The sequence below is a fragment of the Nocardiopsis sp. SBT366 genome (genome assembly GCF_001083815.1).
Taxonomy (GTDB): Bacteria; Actinomycetota; Actinomycetes; order Streptosporangiales; family Streptosporangiaceae; genus Nocardiopsis; species Nocardiopsis prasina.
Window position 1 is genome coordinate 58,210 of sequence record NZ_LAVM01000021.1, and the last position, 16,374, is coordinate 74,583.

Annotated in this window: 15 protein-coding genes; 8 read left to right on the forward strand and 7 right to left on the reverse strand. The window is 70.7% G+C overall.

From position 1 onward, the window contains the following. Positions 1-70 precede the first annotated feature (70 nt). Positions 71-742, reverse strand: coding sequence for a heme oxygenase (biliverdin-producing) (locus ADX84_RS08855; protein ID WP_049570418.1), 672 nt, complete (start codon positions 740-742; stop codon positions 71-73). A gap of 451 nt (positions 743-1,193) precedes the next feature. On the opposite strand from ADX84_RS08855, the gene ADX84_RS08860 reads away from it, so the two are divergent. From ADX84_RS08860 to ADX84_RS08890, 7 genes are all read left to right on the forward strand, one after another. Further along, entirely contained in the window at positions 1,194-2,447 is a 1,254-nt protein-coding gene (locus ADX84_RS08860) for a PP2C family protein-serine/threonine phosphatase (RefSeq protein ID WP_199776524.1), read from the forward strand. Continuing rightward, positions 2,444-4,414 carry an ATP-binding protein gene (locus tag ADX84_RS08865; protein WP_082206355.1) on the forward strand — a complete coding sequence of 657 codons (1,971 nt, stop codon included), beginning with the start codon at positions 2,444-2,446 and terminating at the stop codon, positions 4,412-4,414. The genes ADX84_RS08860 and ADX84_RS08865 overlap by 4 nt, the downstream gene beginning before the upstream one ends. 24 nt (positions 4,415-4,438) lie before the next feature. Then, positions 4,439-4,873 (forward strand): response regulator, encoded by a 435-nt coding sequence (locus ADX84_RS08870; RefSeq protein ID WP_026129711.1) that lies wholly within the window; start codon positions 4,439-4,441, stop codon positions 4,871-4,873. 81 nt (positions 4,874-4,954) lie between these two features. Further along, positions 4,955-5,482, forward strand: coding sequence for a low molecular weight protein-tyrosine-phosphatase (locus ADX84_RS08875; protein WP_049570372.1), 528 nt, complete (start codon positions 4,955-4,957; stop codon positions 5,480-5,482). Positions 5,483-5,486: 4 nt separating this feature from the next. Then, positions 5,487-6,425 (forward strand): fructosamine kinase family protein, encoded by a 939-nt coding sequence (locus tag ADX84_RS08880; protein ID WP_049570375.1) that lies wholly within the window; start codon positions 5,487-5,489, stop codon positions 6,423-6,425. A 90-nt stretch (positions 6,426-6,515) separates the two neighbouring features. Continuing rightward, positions 6,516-7,622: a Gfo/Idh/MocA family oxidoreductase gene (locus tag ADX84_RS08885; RefSeq protein ID WP_049570380.1), complete on the forward strand. Its 1,107-nt coding sequence runs from the start codon at positions 6,516-6,518 to the stop codon at positions 7,620-7,622. Positions 7,623-7,691: 69 nt separating this feature from the next. Further along, positions 7,692-9,050 carry a four-carbon acid sugar kinase family protein gene (locus tag ADX84_RS08890; protein ID WP_049570382.1) on the forward strand — a complete coding sequence of 453 codons (1,359 nt, stop codon included), beginning with the start codon at positions 7,692-7,694 and terminating at the stop codon, positions 9,048-9,050. 326 nt (positions 9,051-9,376) lie between these two features. On the opposite strand, the gene ADX84_RS08895 is transcribed toward ADX84_RS08890, so the two are convergent. The 6 genes from ADX84_RS08895 to ADX84_RS08920 all read right to left on the reverse strand — a co-directional run bounded on the left by ADX84_RS08895 (position 9,377) and on the right by ADX84_RS08920 (position 15,364). Continuing rightward, positions 9,377-10,267: an alpha/beta fold hydrolase gene (locus ADX84_RS08895; protein ID WP_049570385.1), complete on the reverse strand. Its 891-nt coding sequence runs from the start codon at positions 10,265-10,267 to the stop codon at positions 9,377-9,379. 50 nt (positions 10,268-10,317) lie between these two features. Continuing rightward, positions 10,318-10,665, reverse strand: coding sequence for a DUF4873 domain-containing protein (locus tag ADX84_RS08900; protein WP_049570389.1), 348 nt, complete (start codon positions 10,663-10,665; stop codon positions 10,318-10,320). Next, entirely contained in the window at positions 10,662-12,188 is a 1,527-nt protein-coding gene (locus ADX84_RS08905; RefSeq protein ID WP_049570392.1) for an NAD(P)/FAD-dependent oxidoreductase, read from the reverse strand. Before ADX84_RS08905 ends, ADX84_RS08900 begins: the two co-directional genes overlap by 4 nt. 281 nt (positions 12,189-12,469) lie before the next feature. After that, complete coding sequence (locus ADX84_RS08910) at positions 12,470-13,384, reverse strand: diiron oxygenase (RefSeq protein WP_049570396.1); 915 nt, start codon at positions 13,382-13,384, stop codon at positions 12,470-12,472. A gap of 11 nt (positions 13,385-13,395) precedes the next feature. Next, positions 13,396-14,250 carry an SDR family oxidoreductase gene (locus tag ADX84_RS08915; RefSeq protein ID WP_049570400.1) on the reverse strand — a complete coding sequence of 285 codons (855 nt, stop codon included), beginning with the start codon at positions 14,248-14,250 and terminating at the stop codon, positions 13,396-13,398. Positions 14,251-14,452: 202 nt separating this feature from the next. Then, a complete protein-coding gene (locus ADX84_RS08920) occupies positions 14,453-15,364 on the reverse strand; it encodes a diiron oxygenase (RefSeq protein ID WP_049570404.1) in 912 nt (303 codons plus the stop codon). 174 nt (positions 15,365-15,538) lie between these two features. On the opposite strand from ADX84_RS08920, the gene ADX84_RS08925 reads away from it, so the two are divergent. Then, on the forward strand, positions 15,539-16,321 hold the full coding sequence (locus ADX84_RS08925; RefSeq protein WP_049570407.1) for a MerR family transcriptional regulator: 783 nt from the start codon (positions 15,539-15,541) through the stop codon (positions 16,319-16,321). Positions 16,322-16,374 lie beyond the last annotated feature (53 nt).

Below are 16,374 nucleotides of genomic sequence, written 5' to 3' on the forward strand. Positions count from 1 at the left end.
ACTCCTATGGTGGCACGCCAGGGGAGTGCCGAACGTTCCCCGAGGCGCGGCCGGGGGACGCGGGCGCGGGTCAGGCGTACCGCCTGCCGAGGTCGGCGAGGACCTCGGTGTTGAGCTGGTAGGCCAGCCGGGTCTCCCGGACGAGGAAGTCGGCGGTGCGTTCGTCGAGTTCCAGGGAGTCGAGGCGCTCGCGGTACCCGGTGCGGAACCTGGGCAGGCTGCCGAGGGAGTCGAAGACGTAGAAGGCCACGCCCGCGTCGTCGGTGAGGCCGTACGCCCCGGCCGCGATCCGCCGGATGAACTGTCCGCCGGAGACGTCTCCCAGGTAGCGGGTGTAGTGGTGCGCGACGAAGCCCGCCGGGTGGTCGGCCATCTGCTCGATGCGGGCCACGTAGGTGCGGGTGGCCGGGGTCGGGGCGACGCTGTCGCGCCAGTCGGCGCCGAGCAGGTGCGCGAGGTCGGTCTCCAGTGCGGGGACGCGTTCCAGTTCGGGGTAGTGGAACCGGCCCGCCACGGGGTCGCCGACCAGCTCGCGGCCGACCCGCTCGAGTGCGACGTAGGCGAAGTAGTGCTGGGCGACCATCGCGGTGTAGCCGTCGAGGGGGAGTTCGCCCTCGGTGAGGGCCTTGGTGAAGCCGTGGTGTTCGGCAGTCGCGTGGTCGTTCCAGGTGGCGGCCTTCAGCCTCGCGGAGAACGGTTCGGCGGTGGGGTCCGCCGTGGGGGCCTCGACCGTGGCGCTCATCGTCACCTTCACCTCTCTTTCCGGGATCTTTATGACATGATGTCATTTAGGTGGCTCGGGTTGTCAAGATCGATACGACACTCTGTCAGAAAAAATGTGACACAACGCCCACTGGAAGTGTCCTGTGTCACAGTCTTCACGTGCTTTCACACACGCACCCGCACGCGCTGACCACCTGCGCGACCCCCGAGCCACGCCGGGCCGCCCGCCCCGCTCGACCCTTGCGACACGCGCGCACGAGGGAGGTTCCGCCTCCCGGCGTTGGATGTGTCTCGTCTCGTCCGCTGGTCAACTGGTCGCCGGGGCGTTTATCGTTTGGGTGTCGTGCGGTCCGAACCACCGGTCGGACCCGAGGTGTCCGCCTCGGAACCCGGAGTGACTGACCCCCACGGCACAGTGGACCTTGAGGCGATGAGTGGATACCAGGAGAACAGGGCACGATCACGCGACAGTGATCGGCGACGACGCGGCCCGAGCCGCCGACGGCGCTGCGACAGACGGCAGCGCCGCCCTGGGTGACGACACCGTCCTGGACGACCGGGTGGAGGCTGCTGTCGAATCAGTTGACGTCCTGCTGATCGAAGACGACCCCGGCGACGCCTTCCTCGCCGAGGAACTCCTCGCGGACACCGCACTGGCCACCAGGATCACCTGGGTCTCCACGCTCGCGGCCGCCCGAGAACACCTCAACGGCTTCCGCGGCTGCGTGCTGCTGGACCTCAACCTCCCCGACGGGCACGGCCTCGGCCTCCTGCACGAGGTCCTCGAGGGCGCTCCCTCGGCTGCGGTCGTGGTCTTCACCGGCCTCGACGACGAACACGAGGGCATCGCCGCGGTCGCCGCGGGCGCCCAGGACTACCTGGTCAAGGGCCAGGTGGACGGCTCCCTGCTGGCCCGCAGCCTGCGCTACTCCCTGGAGCGGCGCCGCGCCGACGAGAACGCCCGCCAGCTGCGCGAGGCCCGCATGCGCGCCCGAGAGAACATGCGCCTGGAACGCGGACTGCTGCCCCAGGTCCTGCTCGACGCCTCACCCCTGAGCCACCGCGCCTACTATCGGCCCGGCCGTAAACGCGCCCTGGTCGGCGGCGACTTCTACGACGCCGTCGAGAAGGACGGCACCACCCACGTCATCATCGGCGACGTCAGCGGCCACGGCCCCGACGAGGCGGCGCTCGGCGTCAGCCTGCGCATCGCCTGGCGCACCCTGGTCATGAGCGGGGTCGCCGAGGAGCGCGTCCTGCCGAACCTGGAGGACCTCCTGGTGAGCGAGCGCGCACAGGAGGAGATGTACGCGACGCTGTGCATGATCAGCCTCGACACGGGCAGCGACCGCGCCCGCGTACGCGTCCTCGGACACCCGCCGCCCATGATCGTCACGGACGGGGTCGCCGAGGAGATCCAGGCCGCCCCGCAGCCTCCCCTGGGCGTCTTCCCCGTCGACCAGGACGAGTCGACCGAGGTGGTCCTGCCCAAGGGCTCCAGCATGCTCTTCTACACCGACGGCCTGGTCGACGCCTACGACGGCGGGCCGCCCGCCCGTCTGGAGGTCGCGGGCCTGAGGCGGATGGTGAACGGGGTCCTCAGCCAGGGCGTGGCCCTGTACAACCTGCCCGAACACCTGGTGGACGAGGCCGAACGCAGTAACGGAGGCCCGCTCCAGGACGACGTGGCGATGCTGCTCATCAACCACGGAGAGCCGGAGTGAGCCCCACCGGGGAGGAACACCACGCCATGGACACCGAGTCCCGGACCACGGACGCCCAGGACGAGGAGGCCGAACGGGGGGAGGAGTCCCGCACCTCCGTCGGCGGAGCACCCTTCGTGAACGCCTCCCCGCGCGAGCGCGTCCACTCCAGCCGCCACTCCTGGAGCCTGCGCCGCAGGGTCACCAGCCTCCTGACGGTGGTCGCCGTCGTCCTTGTGGTGGCCGTCTCGGTCATCACCCTCGCGGCCTTCCAGGCCAGGGACTCCCTGGTGCTCCAGGTCGACTCCCTGACCCCCGGCCTGAGCACCGTCGAGCAGACCCGCTCGGCCTACCTCAGCCAGGACCACGCCCTGCGCGGCTACATCCTCACCGGTGACCGCGACTTCCTCCAGCCCTTCGTCGAGCAGCGCATGTCGCTCGCCGAGCACCGGAGCGCCCTGGCCACCCTGGCCGAGGAGAACCCGGACATAGCGCCCAAGGTCAACGAGCTCATCGAGGCCGGTGACGTCTGGAGCGAGGAGTTCGCCGAACCCGTCCTGGAGGAGGTCCGCAGCGGCGAGACCCCCACCCAGGAGGACCTCCAGCGCGGGCGCGTGCTCTTCCTGGAGCTCAACCGGGCCGCGGACGCGACCACCAACTACCTCGCCAACGAGATCCAGGAGGCCCAGAGCGGCCTGACCCTGGCCACCCAACAGGTCGTGGCGCTGCTGGTGCTCGTCGGCCTGGTGGTGGTGTTCCTGTCGGTGTTCCTGTGGGTCATGCTCCAGCAGTGGGTGCTGCGCCCCCTGGAAGAGCTGGCCGGGCACATGCGCCAGGTCTCCGAGGGCTACTACGCCCACCGCATCTCCCTGCACGGGCCGCCCGAGATCGTCCAGCTCGGCCAGGACGTGGACGCCATGCGCGAGCGCATCGTGCAGGACCTGGACGAGGTGGCCTCGGCGCGCCGCAAGCTCCAGGAACAGTCCACCCTGCTCGAGCAGCAGACCGAGGAGCTGCGGCGGTCCAACCTGGAGCTGGAGCAGTTCGCCTACGTCGCCTCGCACGACCTCCAGGAACCGCTGCGCAAGGTGGCCAGCTTCTGCCAGCTGCTCCAGCGCCGCTACCACGGTCAGCTGGACGAGCGCGCCGACTCCTACATCGACTTCGCGGTCGAGGGCGCCAAGCGCATGCAGACCCTCATCAACGACCTGCTGGCCTTCTCGCGGGTCGGGCGGACGAAGAACTTCGCCCCGGTCGACCTCAACGTGGCCCTGGACGACGCCCTGAGCAGTCTGGAGACACGTCTGGAGGAGGTGGGCGCGGAGATCTCCGGCGATCCCCTGCCCACCGTCCAGGGTGACCGCACCCTGCTCACCCAGGTGTTCTTCAACCTGGTGGGCAACGCCGTCAAGTTCCGGGGCGAGGACGCACCCGAGGTGCGCCTGAGCGTCGAACGCCAGGGCGACGAGTGGGTCTTCTGCTGTGCGGACAACGGCATCGGTATCGAACCGCAGTACGCCGAGCGAATCTTCGTCATCTTCCAGCGCCTGCACACCAGGGAGAAGTACACCGGCACCGGCATCGGCCTGGCCATGTGCAAGAAGATCGTGGAGTTCCACGGCGGCCGCATGTGGCTCGACACCGGCGCCGAGACCCCCGAAGGGGCCGAAACCACCGACGACGCGGACTCCGGACGGACCGGAACCCGCATATGCTGGACCCTGCCCGTAGACACCGAGGCGGAGAAGGAAGAGTCGGTTGCCGTGGAGGGAACCGAACCGACCGACGACGTCGATAGCGGAGTACAGGGCACCGAGGTCGCCGAGCCCGCCCCCACGGACGAGGCACCGACGGCCACACGAGAGTTCGGCGGCACCGAGCCGGAGACCGAGTCCCCCACGGGCCAAGAACCCGAGGGGGAACCGCGTCCCCTGCCCGGCGGCGCCGGCGGTACGGTTCCACCCGGTCACGGGGCGGGACCCGTATAGGGGTCAGGAAGCTTGAGCGAGGTCATGTTGGTGCATCCCATTGAGGTGCTGCTGGTCGAGGACGACCCCGGGGACGTCCTGATGACCAAGGAGGCTTTCGAGGAACACAAGCTGGGCAACCGCCTGCACGTGGTCTCGGACGGTGTCGAGGCGCTCCGCTTCCTGCGGCGTGAGGGCGAGTTCGCCGACGCCCCCCGGCCCCACCTGATCCTTCTCGACCTCAATCTGCCGCGCAAGGACGGCCGGGAGGTCCTGGAGGAGGTCAAGAACGACGACGACCTGGCGCACATCCCCGTCGTCGTGCTCACGACCTCGGAGGCGGAGGAGGACGTGCTGCGCAGTTACCGCCTGCACGCCAACGCCTACGTCCCCAAACCGGTGGACTTCGAGCAGTTCATCCGGGTGGTGCGGCAGATCGACGACTTCTTCGTGACCGTGGTGAGGCTCCCCAAGGGCTGAACCGAGAACGGACCGGGGACGGAACCGGCACTCACCGCGCCGGATCGGGTGGGTGTGGCGGTTTTTCGTTACGGTTGGGGCATGAGCCTGCCGGAACCGCGTGACCCCACTGGTCCCTACCGCGTCAGCGTCGTGTGTCTGGGCAACATCTGCCGATCGCCCATGGCCGAGAAGGTGCTCACCGCCGACCTCGAACGCGCCGGAATGAACGACCTCGTGCGGGTCGACAGCTCCGGCACGGGCGACTGGCACATCGGCGACGGGATGGACTCCCGCGCCTCGGCCACCCTGCGGGTACACGGGTACCTCACCCACCACACCGCCCGACAGTTCGACCCCGAGGACCTGGCCACCCGGGACCTCGTCCTGGCCATGGACCTGGACAACCTCGATGACCTGCGCCGGTTCGTCGACGAACGCGGAGCCGAACTGGGCTTCGACCCGGCCCGGCTGCGTCTGTTCCGCTCCTTCGCGCCCGGCGGCGGCCCCAACCCGGAGGTCCCCGACCCCTACTACGGCGGGGACGACGGGTTCACCGCCGTGCTGAACATGGTCGAGGCCTCGTCCAAGGGCCTCACAGGGGAACTCGTCACCCGGTTGCGGGGCTAGTCGCATGGAGAGGGAGCCGATCGTGCGGTCCTTCGGGGGCACCGGCGACGGGCCGGGAAGACCGGGCCGTGACCCGCAGACCGGCACCCTCGCCGACCGGGTCGCGGCGCTGCTGGACACCGAGGTCCGCCGCGCCGCCAAGGCCGGGACCAGCCACGACTGGACCCTGTCCTACGTCGAACTGGCCGACGGCACCCGGCTGTTCGTGAAGTCCCAGTCACGCGGGCCCGAACCGGTCGGCGCCCTGGCAGCCGAGGCCCGCGGCCTGGAGTGGCTCGGCCGGTGCTTCGGCTCTCCGGTGATCCAGCCACTGGGCTGGGCCGAACGCCTGCTCGTCCTGCCCCTGGTGGAGCAGGACGAGCCCACGCCCGCCGCCGCCGAACGGCTCGGCCGACAGCTCGCCGGGACTCACCTGACCGGGGCGGACGCCTTCGGCGCTGACTGGCCCGGCTACATCGGTCCGCTGCCGTTGGACAACACGCCCGCCCGGCACTGGCCGCGCTTCTACGCCGAACAGCGGCTGCGCCCCTACCTGCGCCAGGCACTGGACCAAGGGGCGCTCACGCCCACCGACGCCCGCGCGATCGAGCGCGTGGTCGACTCCGTCGAGGAGCTGGCGGGGGAACCCGAACCGCCCGCGCGCATCCACGGGGACCTGTGGAGCGGCAACGTGCTGTGGCGCACCCGCGACGCGGTGCTCATCGACCCGGCCGCGCACGGCGGCCACCGTGAGGCCGACCTGGCGATGCTGGCGCTGTTCGGCCTGCCCCACCTGGACCGGGTCCGCGACGCGTACAACGAGGTCGCCCCGCTCTCGGCCGGGTGGCGCGGCCGGGTGGCCCTGCACCAGCTGCACCCGCTCCTCGTGCACGTGTGCCTCTTCGGCGCCGCCTACCGGACCACCGCGCTGGAGGCCGCGCGGACCGCCGTCCGCTCCACCTGACGCCCGTGGGCGGTGCCCAGGGCCGTCACCGTCGCCCGGCGGGGCGGGTCCGACCGCCCGGCAGGTCCGACGGAGCCGTACATTGGGGGCATGGCTGACGCACCCACCAGCCCTGATCAGGGCGCCTCCGGACACGACGGACCCGAGCTGCACGTGGCCCTGGTCGGCTACGGCAAGGGCGGTGAGGTCTTCCACGCGCCGCTCATCGACGCCGTACCCGGACTACGCCTGTCCGCCGTGGTCACCGGCTCCGCCGATCGCGCCCGGGCCGCGCGGGAGCGCTATCCGTGGGTCACCGTGTACGCCACCGCCGCCGACCTGTGGGCCGACGCCGGGCGCTACGAGATCGCGGTCGTCAGTACCCCCAACGACACCCACGCGCCGCTCGCGCGGGCCGCGCTGGAGGCGGGGCTGGCCGTGGTCGTGGACAAGCCCTTCGCGCTGACCGCGCACCAGGCCCGGGAACTCACCGACCTCGCCGACAAGCTCGGCCACGTGCTCACCGTCTACCAGAACCGTCGCTGGGACGCGGACTTCCTCACCCTGTGGCAGCTGATCGAGGAGGGCAGTCTGGGACGGGTGCACCGCTTCGAGTCGCGGTTCGAGCGCTGGCGGCCCGAACCCAAGGGGAGCTGGCGCGAGACCGGGGGCGTGGACGCGGGAGCGGGGCTGCTGTACGACCTCGGCCCGCACCTGATCGACCAGGCGGTCAACCTGTTCGGTCCGGTGGCCACCGTCTACGCGGAGATCGACGCCCGCCGCGCGGGTGTGAACGCCGACGACGACGTGTTCCTGTCCCTGGGGCACGAGCGGGGGACCCGCTCCCACCTGTGGATGAGCGCCCTCAGCGCGCAGACCGGCCCCCGGTTCAGGGTCCTCGGCGACGAGGCCGCCTTCACCAGCCACGGCCTGGACGGCCAGGAGGCCCGGCTGACCGCGGGGGAGCGCCCGGACACCGCGGACTGGGGCGTGGTGCCCCGAGAGGACTGGGGCCTCCTCGGCGCGGACGGCCGGACCGAACCGGTGCCCAGCGCACGCGGCGCCTACCCGGAGTTCTACGCCGGGGTCCGTGACGCCGTGGGCGAGGGTGAGCCACTGCCGGTGGACCTGCACGAGGTCATCCACGGACTGGAGGTCATCGAGGCGGCCCGCCGTGCCGCCCGGACCGGATCCGTGGTGCGCCTGCCAGCCAGCTGACCGGCTCCCGAACCCTCGCCTTGGCCCTATGTTGGAGTGCAGGGTTTTCCACATCGAAGGAGCAGCGCCGTGGCCCAGGTCCTCGTGGTCGCCGATGACCTCACCGGAGCCAACGCCACCGGCGCACGGTTCGCCCGCACCGGTATGCGTGTGGCGACGGTGACCCCCGAGCACGTCAGCCGGGTCGCCGGGGACTACGACGTGGTGGTCGCCAACCTCGACAGCAGACACGTCCCCGCCGAACAGGCGGCGGACCTCGTCACCGACGTGGTCGAGGCCGTGTGGCCCGTGGGTCTGGTGGTCAAGCGCACCGACACCACGCTGCGCGGCAACGTCGGCGCGGAGATCGAGGCCACCTACGCGGCCGTTCGCGAGCGCCTGCCCGCCGGAACCCGTGTCCGGGTGCTGTTCGCCCCGGCCTTCCCCGGTTCCGGCCGCATCACCGAGGACGGCGTGCAACTGCTCGACGGGGTGCCGCTGGAACGCAGCGAGCTGGCCCTTGACCCCCTCTGCCCGATGACCACCAGCGTGGTCTCGGACATCCTCCGGTCCCAGAGCGACCTCGCCGTGCGCCACGTGCCCCTGAGACGGATCACCAAGGAGATGCTCACCGCCGAACTCCTTGCCGGGGACGAGCCGATCGTGCTCTGCGACGCCAGCACCGAGCAGCACCTCACGGACATCGCCGAGGCCGCGGCCGCCGCCCACCACGCCGAGGGGATCGTCTGGGTGGCGGTGGACCCCGGTCCCACCGGGGCCCTGCTCGCCTACGCCCTGCGCCTGCGCGGCCAGGCCGGTTCGCGGGGACCCCTCCTCGCCGTGGCGGGGAGCAGCACCGACCTCACCCGCCGCCAGCTCGCCACGGTCGCCCGCACCGGCGCGGTCCGGTTCGTGGACCTGGACGCCGTGGCGCTCAGTGATCCCGACAGCGACCACGCCGACCAGGTGGCGAGCGAGCTCACCGACCACCTGTCCTCTTCCGGCTTTCCCGAACTCTGCGTGCTGAGGGTGGTCACCACCGCCGAGGGCGTTCGCGAACTGCCCGCGTACGCTCGGGCCGAGCTGCCCGGACGCGTCGCCCGCCTGGTGGCCGACGTCGTCAACGAGCTCGCCGACACGGTCGGGCCCCAGGCACTGCCCAGCGGCCTCTACCTGACCGGTGGCGATCTGACCGCCAGCCTGCTGGACGAACTCGACGTGCACGCCTTCGACGTGGGCGGGGAGATCGTCCCACTGGCAGTCCACGGCCACCTCAGCGGAGGCCCGCTCGACGGAACCCCCGTGGTGGCCAAGGGTGGCCTGGTGGGGGACGACATCACGCTGGTCGAGTGCCTGGCCAAACTGCGCCGGTCGGTTCAGGCGCGTCTCCACCAGGTGCACTCCGAGGTGTCGGAGCACGTGATTCCCACCGGCGGCCGCGAGCACTGAGGATGTTCGTGTCGCTCTGGTCCGGCTCCGAGGGCCGTGCGAACTGCGACTGACCTGCCGGGATGGAAGCGCAGGTCAACGACAGTGCTCCCCGCACGCGGGGCTGGTCGGGGCTGGTCGCGGCTGGGCGATGCGTCACAGCTGGACGAGGTGTTCCCCGAGTACGAGGCGACGACCCCACTCCCTCGCCCCCCTGGTCGCCGACGGCTCCACCCCGGCCCGGGAACACTCCGCCGACGAAGCTCCACCGGTCGGAGCCCGCGACCGGTGAACAGAGAAGGGGCGCGGTGCCACCTCTGCACCGCGCCCCGGTATGTGGGGCCGCCCTAGGACTCCGTGTCGATGTGGCTGGCGACCAGTTTCCCGAGCAGGTCAGCCAGGGTGTCGGGGGCCTCCAGCGGACCCATGTGGCCGAGCCCCGGGATGATGCGGACCTCCACCGGGTTCTGGACCAGACCGCCGACGTGCCGCGCGTGCCACGGGGGAGTCAGCTTGTCCTCCTCACCGCCCACCACGATGGTGGGCACCGCGATCTCCCGCACGGAATCGTCCAGGTGCAGCTGGGTGATGACGCGGCCCCACTCACTGCGGGGAACACTGGCGCACCCGTGGACGAGCCGGGCGCAGAGCCGTTTGGCGGCCGGGCTGCTCCTCTTCCCCATGACCAGGAACCGCAGCACGCTGGCGCTCCCGGCGTTGGCCGGTCCGAGGGGGAGCGGTGCGGTCAGGAAGGCCCTCGACCCGAGTCGCCCGAGCGCCCCCGGCAGCGGGATCGCGGTGGCCCGATCAGCCAGCTCCGTGCACCCGGTGTTGGTGAGGAGCACCGCCCCCACCTTCTCCTTGAAGGTCGCACGCGGCCCGGAGGCCATGACGGTCATCCCGCCCATGCTGTGCCCCGCGACCACAGCTTTCCGACCGGAGGGAACGGTGGCCTCCAGGACCGCGCACAGGTCGTCGGCCAGTTTCTCCGGCCCGTATCCCGCCCGGGTGAGGGGGGTCTGGCTGCGGCCGTGCCCGCGCTGGTCGTACAGGACCACGCGGAGGTCGGGGTCGAGGTCCCGCACCACGGGACCCCAGGAGGCCAGGGACGTCGACCAGCAGTGGGAGAACACCACGGTCGGCCCGTCCGCGGGACCGCGCACCTCCACGTGCAGCCGGGTGCCGTCCGCGGAGCGCACCCGGAGTTCCTGTGCCTGTCCCACGTGTCGTGTCGCCATGGGGGTCTGCCTCTCACTCGGGGGAAGTCAGGTCGGGTGGGCGCGGGGCCTCAGTCGTCGTCGAGGTCGATACGGGGGACGGCGAAGGGCGGCGTGCCCGAGCCGTTCACGGGGTGCCCGCCCCACAGGTTGGGGGTGTCCAGCCTGCCGACACCCTCGTGTCCGTCGGGGGTGCGCACGACGACTGTACGCGCACCCTGCTCGTAGGCCCTGGTGAGGCCGGGCTCCGGGGAGAGGCGTCCCTTCCACCGGTAGTCGCCGGTCAGCGGGGAGAAGTGCCCGGCGAAGTGCGCGCGGACCTCGAAGCTCTCCGCGTCCGAGTCGTTGGAGGCCTCCTGGAGCAACTGGACCGTCACCGTGCCCTGGTACTCCTCTTCCTCGTCGTCGAATCCGCTCATGTGGCCGCTCCTTCCGGGACCCGGCTCGGGCGCCGTCCGCCGGGGGCGCGGCGCAGGTCGTAGTTGTGCGGGTCGAACCAGCGGGTGCGCAGCGCGAAGTTCCAGGTGAAGGTGGGCCACAGCGTCGTGTTGCGGCCCTGCGCGTTCAGGTACCAGCTGTCGCAGCCGCCGGTCACCCACACGGTTCCCCGCATGGACCTGTGGACCATCTCGTTGTAGGCGCGCTGGGCCTCGGGTCGGGGCTCCAGGCGGTCGACCCGGTTCCTGCAGGCGAACTTGAGCGCCTGCATGGTGTAGCGGATCTGCGCCTCGATCATGAACACCTGAGAGGTGTGCCCCAGACCGGTGTTGGGCCCGGCCAGCACGAACGCGTTGGGGAAGCCGTTGACGGTGGTTCCCCGGAAGGCCTGGACGTCGGAGCCCCAGCGCTCGGCGAGGGACCGCCCCGAGGAGTCGTACAACCGGTGCGCGATGGGTGGGTCGGTGACCTGGAAGCCGGTGCCGAGGATGATCGTGTCCACCTCGTGCTCGGTCTCCCGGCCGGAGGAGTCCCGGGTGACCACGGAGTTCGCCCGGACCTCGACGATGCCGTCGGTGACCACGTCCACGTTGGGCCGCGCCAGCGCGGGGTAGTAGTCGTTGGACATCAGGATGCGCTTGCACCCGGCGCGGAAGGTCGGGGTGAGCTTGCGCCGCAGCTCGGGGTCCCTCACGCTGCGGTTGATGTTGGCCCGGCCGAGCCGCTCCACCACCCCGAGCAGCCTGGGGTTCTTCGCGAACCCGAGGATGTAGGTCTCGCGACCCCAGTAGATGCCCTTGCGGGCGATCTGCTGGGCGCCGGGGACGTTCCGGTAGAGCCAGCTCTCGGCCCGGGTGATGTCCCGGTCGTGGCGGAACATCACCCACGGGGCGGTGCGCTGGAACAGCGACAGCTTCCCCACGAGCGGCTGGATCCTCGGCACGAACTGGATCGCGGACGCACCGGTTCCGATCACCGCCACCTTGCGTCCGGTGAGGTCGTGGTCGTGGTCCCACTCGGCGGAGTGGAAGAGCCTGCCCTCGAAGGAGTCGAGGCCCTTGATGTCCGGGTAGGTGGGGTCGGCGAGCGGTCCCGCGCCGCTGACCAGGAACTGCGCGGTGACGGTGCCGCTGGAGGTCTCGATCCGCCAGCGGTTCTCCTCGGGCTCCCAACGGGCGGCCCGGACGTCGCTGTCGTGGCGCACGTGCCGGTCCACGCCGTGTTCACCGGCGACCCGCTTCATGTACTCCCAGATCTCCGGCTGAGGGGAGAAGGTGCGGCTCCAGTCCGGGTTGAGCGCGAAGGAGAAGGAGTACAGGTGCGAGGGGACGTCGCAGGCGGCTCCCGGGTAGGAGTTGTCGCGCCAGGTCCCGCCGATCCCGTCGGCCCGTTCGAGGATGACGAAGTCCCGGAGTCCGGCCTGCGTGAGGCGCACAGCCATGCCGATCCCGGCGAACCCGGAGCCGATGATGGCGACCCGGTAGTGCGGCACTGCTTCGGTCACGATGCTGTTCCCTTCGTACGGGCTCGGTGCGGCCCTGGACGCTGGTGTACCGACCGGTAAGTATGGGCCCCCGGAGAACGTGGCGCGTTACGTTCCCCGGGGGGAGGGGGTCGGGGGCTGAGCGCGTGGCGCGTTCGCTCTCAGCCCCCGACGCCGGGCCGCCGCCGGAAGACGTGGCGCGTTGCGCCTTCCGACGACGGTGTTCGGGGAGAGGTGGTCCTCTCGTGGGAGCCGTGGCACGGGGGCCACGGTGGTCGCGGGTGGGACCGGTCGGGACGGTACTACCGTCCGAGCAGCCCGGCCCTCTTCCAGAAGTACCGGCCCAGGCCCGTGATCGCACCCGCGGTGTCCAGCGTGTTGACCACCTTGCGGGCGGCCCACGTCTTGGTCTCCACCCAGTGCGGGTTGCCCTTCGCGACCCGGGAGGCCTCCTTCGGGTCCAGTCCGACCTGCTCGTAGACCTTCGGGTTGATGAGACGGGTCGCGGAGTAGTACGTGACCAGGCCCAGCACGATCCGGCTGTAGGCCTTGTTCAGGGCGCCGCGCTCGGGCCAGTCACGCTGGAACTCCTCGCGGGCGTACCGCATGTGGCGCGCCTCCTCGGTGACGTGGATGCGGGCCACGGAACGCACCAGGGGGAGGATCTGCTCGTCCGGGACCGCCTCGCGCTGGAGCTGGTCCAGGACCTCCTCCACGAAGAGCGCGCCCGCGAAGATCAACGGTCCGTGCGCGATCGCCTTGAACACGCGGCCGAGGTGGAAGGTGACCGGGTCGAGCCGGTGCGCCTCCCAGCCGAGCTTTTGCACCATCTTCGCGAACATGACCGTGTGGCGGCACTCGTCGGCGATCTCGGTGTAGGCGTACTGGACGTGGAGGCTCGTGGGGTCGTTGTGGTAGGCGTGCCGGACCAGCATCTGCATGAGGATCGTCTCGAACCAGATGCCGATGGTGGCGACGCTGGCGACCTCCAGCCGGGAGAGCTCCTTGCGCTTCTCGTCGCTGAGCTGGTCCCACAGGTGGGTGCCGTAGAGGGAGATGCGCTCGGGGCGGATCGCCCACATCTCGGGGTCCACGGGGGCGTCCCAGTCGATCTCGACCAGGGGGTCGAAGGAGGCCTTGGCGGAGCCGCGCAGGAGGCGCTTGGCGATGTCCTCGCGGTCGGTGATCTTCGGCTTGGCGACGACTTCGGCGGTCATCTCGTTCCTCCTCAGGAGGCGCTGGTCAGGGCGTGCGGGGAACTGTGGCGCGAATGGAGCCCCCGGGCGATCTCCGCGTCCGAGAAGGCGCCGTCGCTGAGGAGCAGGCCGAGCTGGAGCGACACGATCTGTTCGGTGGTTCCGGGGAAGTGCTTGGTCAGGTGCAGGGCGGCCGTCCCGAAGGCCGTGCAGGCGACGTCGCGGGGAGCGCGTCGGGCACCGGCGGCGCGGACCACCGTCATCACCGTGTCGCGCTCGGTCTCGGCGGGCACCAGGCCGTCGAGGGAGGCACCGGTGGCGCGGGAGCTCTCGTGGATGGGGGTGTCCACGTAGCCGGGGTAGACCGTGGTCACCCCGACATGCGTGCCGTACTCGGCGCGCAGGCTGTCCGCGTAGGCGGTCACCGCGCGCTTGGAGACCGTGTAGGCCCCGGCGAGCGGCAGCTGGAGGTTGGCCAGGAGCGAGGCGGTGACGATCACGCGGCCACGGCTGCGGAGCAGGGCGGGCATCGCGGCGGCGGTCACCCGCCAGGTGCCGAGGAGGTTGACCTCCAGCGCCTGGTGGGCATGGGTGTCGGGCAGGTGGCCGATGTCCACGGAGGGGCCGACCCCGGCGTAGTGGATGAGCAGGTCCAGGCTCCCGCCGAGCTGGTCGATCGCCTGGGCGACCCCCGCGCGCACCTGTTCGTCGTCGGTGATGTCGCAGGCGACGACGCCGGGGGCGGGCTTGCGGTCGATCCCGACGACGTTGACGCCGAGGTGGCGCAGGACCGCCACCGTGGCGCTGCCGAACGCACCGGAGGCACCGGTCACGATGGCGTTCTGGCCGGGCAGCCGACTCAGGTGGCGAGGCAAGGGGGCCGTCATGTGATCTCCTCCACAGTCATTGCCGGAACGTTACAACGAGCATTGTCACAATGCAATGGGTAGACACGGGAAATTTACTCACGAGTAAGGTCCGTGTTCCGGCGGTGTGGCAGGGGCTCGGAGGGGGCGTGCGGACACGCCGGGGGGCCGTGCGCGCGTGCGCACGGCCCCCCGGTGGAGGACGCCCGGTTCCGCGCTCGCCCTAGCGTCCGAGCAGCCCCGCCTTCCGCCAGAAGTACCGGCCCAGGCCGGAGATGGCCCCGGCCGTGTCGAGGGTCCTGACCACCTTGCGCGACAGCTCGGTCTTGCTGTCGATGAAGCGGGTGTTGCGGCGGGCCGCCCGCTGCGCCTCGCGGGGGTCGAGGCCGATGCTCTCGTAGACCCTCGCGTGGATCAGCCTGGTGGTCGCGTAGTAGGTGACCAGGCCCAGTACGAGCCGCGAGTAGGCCCGGTCCACGGCGCCGCGCCGCACCCAGTCCCGGTGGAACTCCTCACGGGCGTAGCGGATGTGGCGGGCCTCCTCGATCACGTGGATGCGGGAGGTGGCGCGCACGACCGGCTCGATGCTCTCGTCGTCGATCATCTCCCGCTGGAGCTGGTCGAGGATCTCCTCCACGAAGAGGGCGCCGGCGAAGATCAGCGGCCCGTGCGCGATCGCCTTGAAGAGGTTGCCCAGCAAGTGGGCGACCGGGTCCAGCCGGTACGCGCTGGACCCCAACCTCTCGATGGCCTTCGCGAACATGACCGTGTGGCGGCACTCGTCGGCGATCTCGGTGTAGGCGTACTGGACGTGGAGGGTCGTGGGGTCGTTGTGGTAGACGTGCCGGACCAGCATCTGCATGAGGATCGTCTCGAACCAGATGCCCGTGGCCATGGTGCTGGCCATCTCCAGCCGGGACAGCTTCCGGCGCTCGTCCTCGCTGAGGCGGCCCCACAGGTGCGTGCCGTAGAGGGAGACCCGCTCGGGGCGCATGCCCCACAGGTCCTCCAGGGGAGCCTCCCAGTCGATCTCCACCAGGGGGTCGAACGAGGCCTTGGCTGAGCCGCGCAGCAGGCGCTTGGCGATGTCCTCGCGGTCGGTGAGTTTCGGTGTCGGCGCGTTTCCCACGGACATGGGTCCCTCCAGGGGTTTCCGTGCCGGAGGCGCGCCGAACGGGCGGTTCGAGTGGTGTGACCCCGTTCACTCCGATCACCCAGAACGTTACAATCTCCGTTGTCATCGTTCAACGGCCCCGGGGAGCGGATTTACTGATGAGTACGGCACTCCGGGGTCTCTAGGCTGGGTTCCATGGCCGAATACCGCATTGACGAACTCGCCCGGCTCGCCGACACGACGGTGCGCAACGTCCGGGTGTACCAGGACCGAGGTCTCCTCGCCCCGCCCCGGCGCCAGGGCCGCGTGGGCATCTACTCCGAGGCGCATCTGGCACGTCTGCGGCTGATCGGCCAGCTCCTCCGTCGCGGCTACACCTTCGCCAACATCGGCGAGATGTTCCAGGTGTGGGAGCGCGGCGGCGACCTGTCCGAGATCCTCGGCTTCGAGTCCGCCGTCGGCGACGCCTGGAGCGACGAGATCGCGGACTACGTCGGCATGGGCGACCTCAAGGACCTGTTCGGCAAGGGGGTGACCCCCAGGACCATAAGGCGCGCCCTGGACCTCGGTGTGCTGGAGCGCGACGGACTGCGCTTCCGGGTGCCGAGCCCGCGCCTGCTGCACGCCGGCGTCGAGCTGGTCAAGCTGGGGATGAGCGTGGGGGCGGTGCTGGACATCGCGGAGAACCTGCGGGACAGGATCGGTGACGTCTCCGAACACATGGTCCGCCAGGTCTCCGACCACATCATCGCCGAGCACGCCCCCGGCACCGTGATCCAGAGCGAGGACGTCGCGAAGATCGCCGAGCTCATCCGTCAGGTGCGCCCCCTCGCCCAGCAGGCGGTGGACGCGGTCCTGGCCCAGGAGATGGCCCACCACCTCACCAACGTCATGGGCGACCACTTCGCCGTCGCCATGGAGCACCTCCGGAGCGAGGACCAGGCGACCCAGGACACCGACGGCCCCCACGGCCCCTGACCGGCACAGGGCCGACCCACTCCCGCCGGACCCGCTCTCCGGCCCCCTCGGGC

Bases quoted from the DNA above. Each gene is read 5' to 3' on its own strand.
- ADX84_RS08925 (WP_049570407.1), top strand. From the start codon at position 15,539: ATGGCCGAATACCGCATTGACGAACTCGCCCGGCTCGCCGACACGACG.
- ADX84_RS08885 (WP_049570380.1), top strand. From the start codon at position 6,516: ATGGCTGACGCACCCACCAGCCCTGATCAGGGCGCCTCCGGACACGAC.
- ADX84_RS08870 (WP_026129711.1), top strand. From the start codon at position 4,439: ATGTTGGTGCATCCCATTGAGGTGCTGCTGGTCGAGGACGACCCCGGG.
- ADX84_RS08915 (WP_049570400.1), bottom strand. From the start codon at position 14,250: ATGACGGCCCCCTTGCCTCGCCACCTGAGTCGGCTGCCCGGCCAGAAC.
- ADX84_RS08855 (WP_049570418.1), bottom strand. From the start codon at position 742: ATGAGCGCCACGGTCGAGGCCCCCACGGCGGACCCCACCGCCGAACCG.
- ADX84_RS08900 (WP_049570389.1), bottom strand. From the start codon at position 10,665: ATGAGCGGATTCGACGACGAGGAAGAGGAGTACCAGGGCACGGTGACG.
- ADX84_RS08880 (WP_049570375.1), top strand. From the start codon at position 5,487: ATGGAGAGGGAGCCGATCGTGCGGTCCTTCGGGGGCACCGGCGACGGG.
- ADX84_RS08920 (WP_049570404.1), bottom strand. From the start codon at position 15,364: ATGTCCGTGGGAAACGCGCCGACACCGAAACTCACCGACCGCGAGGAC.
- ADX84_RS08910 (WP_049570396.1), bottom strand. From the start codon at position 13,384: ATGACCGCCGAAGTCGTCGCCAAGCCGAAGATCACCGACCGCGAGGAC.
- ADX84_RS08875 (WP_049570372.1), top strand. From the start codon at position 4,955: ATGAGCCTGCCGGAACCGCGTGACCCCACTGGTCCCTACCGCGTCAGC.
- ADX84_RS08895 (WP_049570385.1), bottom strand. From the start codon at position 10,267: ATGGCGACACGACACGTGGGACAGGCACAGGAACTCCGGGTGCGCTCC.